General features: G+C 68.6%; 6 protein-coding genes. 3 read left to right on the top strand and 3 right to left on the bottom strand.

The genetic code is table 11. The features are described from left to right. Positions 1-234: 234 nt before the first annotated feature. Positions 235-1551, top strand: coding sequence for a tetratricopeptide repeat protein (locus tag ACFQ27_RS20280; protein WP_377354848.1), 1317 nt, complete (start codon positions 235-237; stop codon positions 1549-1551). 3 nt (positions 1552-1554) lie between these two features. Here the strand turns inward: ACFQ27_RS20280 and ACFQ27_RS20275 are convergent, their stop codons facing one another. The 3 genes from ACFQ27_RS20275 to ACFQ27_RS20265 form a co-directional block, all read right to left on the bottom strand. Then, a complete protein-coding gene (locus ACFQ27_RS20275) occupies positions 1555-2967 on the bottom strand; it encodes a M20/M25/M40 family metallo-hydrolase (protein WP_377354847.1) in 1413 nt (470 codons plus the stop codon). Between the two features lie 179 nt (positions 2968-3146). Further along, on the bottom strand, positions 3147-6224 hold the full coding sequence (locus tag ACFQ27_RS20270) for a TonB-dependent receptor domain-containing protein (RefSeq protein ID WP_377354846.1): 3078 nt from the start codon (positions 6222-6224) through the stop codon (positions 3147-3149). A 413-nt stretch (positions 6225-6637) separates the two neighbouring features. Further along, positions 6638-6919, bottom strand: coding sequence for a hypothetical protein (locus ACFQ27_RS20265; protein WP_374348844.1), 282 nt, complete (start codon positions 6917-6919; stop codon positions 6638-6640). A 341-nt stretch (positions 6920-7260) separates the two neighbouring features. Here ACFQ27_RS20265 and ACFQ27_RS20260 point away from each other — a divergent pair, with 341 nt between their 5' ends. After that, on the top strand, positions 7261-7536 hold the full coding sequence (locus ACFQ27_RS20260; protein WP_377354845.1) for a hypothetical protein: 276 nt from the start codon (positions 7261-7263) through the stop codon (positions 7534-7536). A gap of 52 nt (positions 7537-7588) precedes the next feature. After that, positions 7589-8219: TonB-dependent receptor (locus ACFQ27_RS20255; RefSeq protein WP_377354844.1), on the top strand; the 631-nt coding region annotated here is incomplete at its 3' end.

Below are 8219 nucleotides of genomic sequence, written 5' to 3'. Positions count from 1 at the left end.
GTGGAGCAGCCCGGTAGCTCGTCAGGCTCATAACCTGAAGGTCACAGGTTCAAATCCTGTCCCCGCACCCAAAGATCGCTCACACTTCAAGTTAAGTCCGGCCGCCAAGCACTTCGCTCGGCGGCCTTTTTTGTTTTGGGCCGGTGTTCGTTCGCGAGGTCTTGGCCAGACGGCCACTGGGATGCGACACCAGCTCTGACGGCGATGTCTCGCCGCCGGCAGGTGTGAGCAAAGATGTCCATCTACGACGCGCGCGGTCTTGCCCTGTCCACGTCTAGCCCGGCGGCGGCCGAGCACTACAACGCCGCGGTCGTTCTCTCCCTGGCCGCCTGGCCCGGCGCCGCCCAGGAGGTGGAGGCGGCTCTGGCGCAGGATCCCGAGTTCGCCCTGGCCCAGGCGCTGCGGGGCCGGCAGTTCGCCTTCGAGGGCCGGGCGCCGGAGGCTCTGTCGCGGCTGAACCTCGCCCAGACGCTGGCCGCCCGAGGCGGCGACGCGCGTGAACGGTCGCACGTCGAGATCCTGGCCCTCAGTGCGTCAGGCCAAAGCGCCAAGGCGCTCAGCCTGACCCTGGAACATGTTGCGGCCTGGCCGGCCGACGCCCTGATCCTGTCTCTGCCCATGGGCGCGTTCGGCCTTTTCGCCTTCTCGGGCATGGCTGACCATGACGCCGCCCGCGTCGCCCTGTGCGCCCGGCACGCCGGGGCCTATGGCCAGGATGACTGGTGGTTCCAGACCACCCAGGGATGGGCGAGGATCGAGGCGGGTGAGGTCGGCTCAGGCCTTGCCCAGGTCGAGCACGCGCTTGAGCTACGTCCCCGCAACGCCAACGCCATGCACGCCCTGTGTCATGGGCTCCATGAGGCCGGCGACGGTCAAGCGATCCTGAGCGCCCTCGCAGATTGGCTGCCGGGCTATGAGCGGGCCGGCGTCCTGCACGGCCACCTGTCATGGCATGGGGCCCTGGTGAGCCTCGCATCTGGGGACGCCGAGGCGGCGATGGCCCGCTACCTGGACGCCGTTCGGCCGGCTGTGGCGCGCGGCATGCCGATCAATGTCATGAGCGATGCGGCCGCCTTCCTGTGGCGTTGGCAAGCCTATGGTCAGCCGCAGCCCACCGAACTCTGGGCGGAGGCGGTGGCCTATGGGGCGGCGGCCTTCCCCAAGGCCGGCCACGCCTTCGTCGATGCGCACATGGCGATCCTGCAGGCGGCGGTGGGCGATAGGGCGGGGGCCGAGGCGCGGGCGCGGGATCTGGAGGCCGCCATCACCGCCAATGGCCTGGCGGTCGGCCCGGTGGCGCCGGCCCTGTGCCGGGCGGCGCTCGACTTCGCCGACGGCGACCATGCGCGGTGCGCCGACCGCCTCTCGCCCCTGATGGACCAGGTGGTGCGGATCGGCGGTAGCGGCGCCCAGCGCGAGCTGATCGAGGACATGCTGATCCTGGCCCAGACGCGAGCCGGCCGTCCGGCTGAGGCCCGCACCCAACTCGAGGCGCGCCTGGCCCGTCGGCCCTCGCCGCGGGACGACCTGTGGCTCGGGGCCCTGGCCTGAGCTTCAGCGCTGCTGGGCGTAGAGCTTGACCAGGCGATACATGAAGTCCCGCCCGTCCATCACCGACTGAACCGAGATGTGCTCGTTCAGGCCATGGATGTTGCCGGCGTCGTCGCCCCTGAACAGCGCCGAGAAGCCGTAGACCGGAACCCCCACGGCGGTCAGCCGGCCGGCGTCGGTCCCAAACGTCTCCTGCATCGGCGTCACCGGCACGCCGGGGAAAACCTTGGCCGCCACCTGCGCGATCGGCCCCATCAGCTGGGGCGTCAGGGGCGGGGCGGGCGCGCGCACGCCGCCTGTGACCGTGCGCGTGACCTTGATCTGCGGATTGTCCACCGCCTTGATCAGCGCCGCCTCGATGTCGTCCAGGGACGAGCCCGGCAGGCTGCGGCAGTTGACCAGGGCCTTGGCCCGCTGAGGCTGGGCGTTGGGCGCATGTCCGCCCTCGACCAGGGTCGGGATGCAGGTGGTGCGCAGCATGGCGTGATAGCTCACCGACCGGTCGAGGATGGCGTTGGCGCCCGGATCCTGCGGATCGGTCAGAATCTTGCGCATCGCCGCGCCGACCTGCGGCTCCACCTGCGGGGCCAGGGCGGTGAAGTACTTGCGGCTGTTGTCGTTGAGCTCGGTCGGAAAGCTCAGGGTCTTGAAATTGGCCAGGGCCTGGCCGAGCGCGATGATCAGGTTGTCATTGCGCGGCTTGGACGAATGCCCGCCCGGTCCGGTGATCTCGAGCGAGAAGGCCGAGAAGATCTTCTCCGCCGCCATGACCGTGACCGCCAGCCGCTTGCCGTCGGCGTCCAGGTCGCCGCCGCCGCCCTCGGTCAGGCCCAGGCCCGCATCGACCAGGTCGCGCTCGTGTTCGGCCAGCCAGCTGGCCCCGTTCAGGAAGCCGCCGCCTTCCTCGCCGCAGGTCAGGGCCATCTTGATGGTGCGCTTCGGATGAAACCCCTCGGCGTTGTAGCGGATCATGTTGTCGACCCAGGTCGCATCCTGGGACTTCATGTCCGAGACGCCACGGCCGTAGAACTGGCCGTTCTCCTCGATCAGGGTGAAGGGATCCCGCGTCCAGTCGGCCCGGAAGGCGTTGACCACGTCGATATGGCCCAGCATCAGCACCGCCTTGGCCTTGGGGTCCTTGCCCGGCAGCCAGGCCACCAGGTTGCCGGCCTTTGGGGCGCCCTCAGGCACGATCAGGCGCATGTTCGCCGCCGGGAACCCCGCCGCCTGCATCCGAGTGGCGATGCGGTTGGCCAATAGGGTGCAGTCGCCGGTGGCCGCGCTGGTGTCGGTCTCCACCATCTCCTTGAAGATCGCCCGGAAGGCGGCCTCGTCCGCGGGCGCGGCCTGGGCGGCGAGGGGGGCCATCGCCACGGCGAGGGCGGCGGCGACAGTGGCGAATCTGGATGCGGTCATGGTCGGGTCTCCGGTCCGGGGGATGTTCCCCCGGCCGCCCAGCCGTGCGCAAGCTGAACCGTAAGGCCGCCGCACCCTGCCGCGGTCCCGCCAAAAGAAAGGCCGCCTGGCGATCGCTCGCCAGGCGGCCCTGCTGGCCTGGGGCCACGTCGTGGGTACGGCCCCGAGGGCCCGCAGCCTTAGAACTTCGCGGTCACCCCCATCAGGAAGTAGCGGCCCATGACGTCATAGACGCCGATGCCGGTCGTGCCGTACGGCGGCTCCACATCGCCCACGTTCTTGACGATGAAGCGGCCCTTCAGGCTCTCCACGCCCAGACGCTCGCCGAAGGCCTCGGCGAAGTCATAGCTGATGGCCAGATCGTGGATCGTGTAGGGATCCACCGACAGCGGCCAACGGGTCTCGATGGTGAAGTCGTTGTTGAACAGCGACCGGCCGGTGTGATTCATCGTCCAGGTGACGGACAGCGGACCACGCTCGTAGTTGGTCTGAAGCTTCCACTGCAGGTCGGCGTTGCCGATCTCGTTCTTGTCCCGGTTCAGGTCGAAGCCCAGGCCGGTGACCGAGGTGTTCTGCTTGTTGACCGAATAGAGGTCGAAGCCGAACTCGAGCTTGCCGGGCTCGCCGCCGAGGAGCGGGGCCTGCTCGAACACGTCCGCCAGATCCAGTTCGTAATTCACCCCGAAGGTGAAGCCCTGGAAGTTGATGTAGCCGGCGTTGACGTAGCCCGTACGCGGACCGGCGATCCCCTTGGTCGAGTCGGCGGTCAGGATCTGACCGGCCTGGGCGCCAGACGCCGCATTGCCGCGCTGGAACAGGCCGCAGGCCGCCTGGGCCGACGGCGAGTCGTAGCAGACCTGCAGGATCGAGGTCAGGTTGAAGTTGAAGATCGCCTGGGACAGGTCGATGTTCGTCCAGTCGAAGCTGACCGTCAGCCCCTTGAAGAAGCTGGGCTGGTAGACGAAGCCGGCCGACCATTGCTCGGCGATTTCGTTCTGCAGGTCCTTGTTGCCGCTGGTCGTGCCTTGAACCGTGGCCACCTGCACATTCGAGGTCAGCTGGTAGTTCGCGGGCAGGCCGAGCGCCGTGAAGGCGGCCGCGCAGTTGGCCTGGCGGGTGGCGGGCGACGGGCCCGAGCTCAGGTTCCGCGCGTCGCAGGGGTCGGTCGCGGTCATGAACGACGTCGCGGACGGCAGGAACAGCTCGACGATGGCCGGAGCCCGGAACGAGCGGCTCTTCGAGGCCCGGATCATCAGGTCGTCGACCGGCTTCCAGCGCAGGCCGTAGCTCCAGGCCTTGTCGGTCCCGGACTGGGAGTTGTCGATCCAGCGATAGGCGCCTTCGACTTCAAGGCTGCGCCCGCCCAGGAAGCTCCAATCCCCGCCGAGCACGGGGACCAAGGCTTCGCCGTAGTATTCCGTGGTGTCGAACTCACCCGACAGGGCGGTGATGGCGGCCGAGCGGCCGATGCCCAGACGCTGGGGTTCGTTCGGCTGGAAGTCCGAGCTTTCCTTGCGGTGCTCAAAGCCGACGTTGAAGCCGAGCGGGCCGGCCGGCAGGTCGATGATGTCGCCCCCGAAGTTCCCTTCGTAGACGGTCTGCTCGATGGTGAAGTCCGACTTGAAGGTCACGCCCACATAGTTGAGGGCGGCCTTGCTGGGCGCGCCGGAGCCGAACAGGTTCAGCGGGGCGCAGCCCGCCGCGCGCGCGGCGGCGTCACGGCAAACGATGGCGCCGGAGGCGTCGCGCACCGCGTCGATGGCCAGGACGAACTTGGACTGGTCGATGTTCGGGGTCTGGAACCAGCCCGTCGCCTTGCCGCGGTTGGCCGAGACGTTCCAGTTGAACTCGCGGCCGGCGAATTCGAGTTCGCCTTCCAGGTTCAACACGCCGCGCCAGGTGTCGCCCTGGGCTTCGGTCTTGTTGTTGCCGATGTCCACGGAGGCGCGATCCAGGAAGAAGATCGCATCGCCGGGCGAGGCCGCATCCGCGGGCAGGGCGACGGGCTGCGACAACAGGATCGAGCGGGCCTGGCTGCTCAGGAACGGATTGGAGGTGGACATCCGCAGGGCCGCGGAGTTCCCGCCGAACAGGGCCGCGTTGTAGATCGGCTGGTTGTAGGGCTCGGTCGCTTCCAGGTGCGAGTAGAACAGTTCGCCGGTCAGGCGGACGTGGTCCGTGAAGTCGTACTTGCCGAACACCGTCGCCACGTGGCGGTCCACCGGCGAGCGCAGCGAGGTCAGTTCGCCCAGGTTCAGGCCGTCGCCGCCGGAGGCCACCGAGGCCTGGTAGAAGGTCCCGGGGTTGTAGGGGCCAAGCGCGCCGCCCGGCAGGAACTGGGCGGGGACCCGCAGGGCCGGGTTGGACGGATCGACCATGGTCAGCTGGCCCGACAGCGCCGAGCCGCCCGTGCGGAACGGCAGGCCGCCGATGGTCACTTCGGGGATCCGCCGGTTGGTGATCAGGATTGAGCCGGGGATGTTGTCGCTCGAGGTCCGGTTCGCCGGGTTGGTGGCGAAGGCGATCTGGCGCGCGGTGACGTCGCGGGCGGTGTAGGGCAGGCCCTCGGTCTTGTTGTACTCGTAGCTGCCCATCAGGCTCAGCCGGTCGTCCATGTACTTTTGGCCGCCGACCAGGCGAACGCGGTACTCCTGGGCGTCGCCCTGGCCAGAGACGCCATAGGTGGCGTCGGCCTCAACACCCTCGAAGTCGGTCTTGGTGATGATGTTGATGACGCCGGCGATGGCGTCGGAGCCGTAGACCGCGGCGCCGCCGGCCTGGATCGTTTCGATCCGGTCGATCAGGGCCGTCGGAATGGCGTTGAAGTCCACCTGACCGCCCGGCGAGGCGCCGGTGAAGATCGAGGCCGCATTGGCGCCGACAAAGCGGCGGCCGTTGACCAGGGTCAGGGTGCGGTTGGTGCCGAGATTGAAGATGTTGATGTACTGGCGGCCGGTGCCGAAGCCGCCCTGGTCGCCGATCGGATTGACCGGCACGCCGGAGGAGGGGAGCTCGTTCAGGGCGTCGGCGACATTGGTGAAGCCGCGCTTGTCGATGGTCTCCGTCGACAGGATCTGGATCGGCTGAATGGAGGTGAGGTTGGCGCGCTTGATGCGCGAGCCGGTCACCACCAGGCCCTCGACTTCAACCGAGGCGTCCTTGCTGGACTGCGCCACAGCGGGGGTGCTGACCGCCGCGCCAATGGCGGCCGAGCACAGCAGCGCGATGCGCAGAGCGTTGTTTTTGGTCGTCTTCATGTTGGCCCTTACCCGTGAACACCAGGGCGCGCCGTCAGGGCGGCCCCTTACGGATCAGCGCACCTGGCGACGACGGCGGGCGTCCGCCCTGGCCGCGTAACAAGGATCGCTGACGTTACTGCTCGGTGTCATGGGGCGGCCGTGGACACAAGCCGATGTGTCCGAATTGTGTTCGGATTGCGTCGTTATCATTAACGAAACTGCCGGGGTGCGGCCTCCAGACCACATTGTGCAGCGCGGAGGCGGTGTAATATGCCCAAAATGTGCATGACCAAGGGGGCGAGGGGGCTGGGTCTGACACAATTGCCGCGCCCAGCGGCGCAGAGGGCGGATGTTACCCTCCAGATACCAAAACGCGCCCCGGCCTGGGGCCGAGGCGCGTCGAGAAGGACCCGAAAATCAGATCTGGCGGATCAGCGCTGGACCACGCGGGTGTTGGACAGCTGGGCCACCTGCGGGTCGCCGAGCTGGGCGACAGAGGCCTTCACCGTCGCCGACAGGCAGCGGGTGTAGGCGTCCAGCATCAGGGACTCGTCAGCGGTCGCCCGGTGGCAGACGCTGCGCGCAGCCATGACAATGTCGGCATGGACCTGTTGGGCGGACTTGCCGGCCACGGGGACGCGGATGGATTGAGCCTGGGCGCTGGAGGCCACGGCGAGGGCGGCGAAGGCCGCCAGGGTCACGATACGCTTCATAGTCTGTACTCCCGGAAAGGGGTTGAGGGTCAACCACCTCCCGGCGTTCCTCCGGCGGCGGGCGCGTCCGTGCGCGTCCGCTTCGCCTGGGGGTGTTTTGCCGACCGTTTGGTCGGTTATCAATGATCACATTGCGATGGGGCTGGCGTTTGCGCAGGTGCGGGGATCGCGGGCGCCTCGGCGATGCGGCGCCTATCAACTGACCAATCTGGGCCCATCCAGGAACGCGCAGGCCGGCGCGGCACGTCGATTGCCCACAGCTCTGTGGCCCGGATCGATTCGAGACACTTGTCAGGCGAGCGGGTTTACTTTTGATTAACCTTCGTAAACCCCGAGGGCCTATGTTGATCTCTGTTCTTGCGCTCGCCGCCGGTCTTTCGGCGCCCCAGGCCCCCTCGGCGTACAACGCCCTGGAGAGCCTGCCGGTCAGCGCTTTCGTCATCGATTGCCAGGTCTCGGGCCAGAGCCTCACCGACTGCAAGGTCGTCGACGGTGACCCGGACACCGACGTCCGCGCCGCCAAGGCGCTGAAGCTGGCCGCCGACATCCAGGTGCCGGAAACCCTCGCCCTGGCCAATCCCGGCCGCATCAAGATCAAGCTCAACGTCAATCCCTGACGGACGTTAGGGCAGGGCTCGCCTCGGCCCGCATTTCGCGGCACATGGGGGCATGTCTGATCTGCCGCCCCCGCCGCCCGCGCCCGAAGTCGAAGTCGTTGTCGTTCACGCCCCGCGCCTGCCGCCCCTGGGCGGTGAGGCCGTGTTCGCGGTCCAGCAGCTCGACGCCGGCCAGCTGAAGACCGCCCCGCGCCTGGACGCCGCCCTGAAACAGGCGCCCGGCGTCTCCCTGTTCCGCCGCACGGGCAGCGAGGCGGCCAATCCCACCATCCAAGGCCTGTCCCTGCGCGGCGTCGCCCCCTCCGGCGCCGGGCGCGCCCTGGTGACTTTGGATGGGGCGCCGGTCAATGACCCGTTCGGGGGCTGGGTGATCTGGTCCGCCCTGCCGTCGGAGGGCCTGGAGAGCGCCACCCTGGTGCGCGGCGCTGGCGCTGGCCCGTATGGCGCGGGCGCCCTGACCGGCGTCGTGGCGCTGGAGGAGCGGGCGGGCCGTGACGGGCTCCAGGCTCTGGACGTCTCGGCGGGCGAGCGCGGATCGGCCCGCGGCGTCGCCGCCTTCGGTACCCGCCAACTGCTGGTGACGCTCGGGGCGGAGACCAGCGACGGCTATGTCCCGGTCCGGGGCGCCGCCGCCGGCGCCGCCGACCAGCCCACCGACCTGGAAAGCTGGACCGCCGCCGCGC

The sequence above is a fragment of the Phenylobacterium conjunctum genome (assembly GCF_042679085.1).
In the GTDB taxonomy this organism is placed as follows: Bacteria; Pseudomonadota; Alphaproteobacteria; order Caulobacterales; family Caulobacteraceae; genus Phenylobacterium; species Phenylobacterium conjunctum.
Note: the sequence above shows the minus strand (reverse complement) of the source record. Positions and strands in the feature narration are given on the sequence as shown.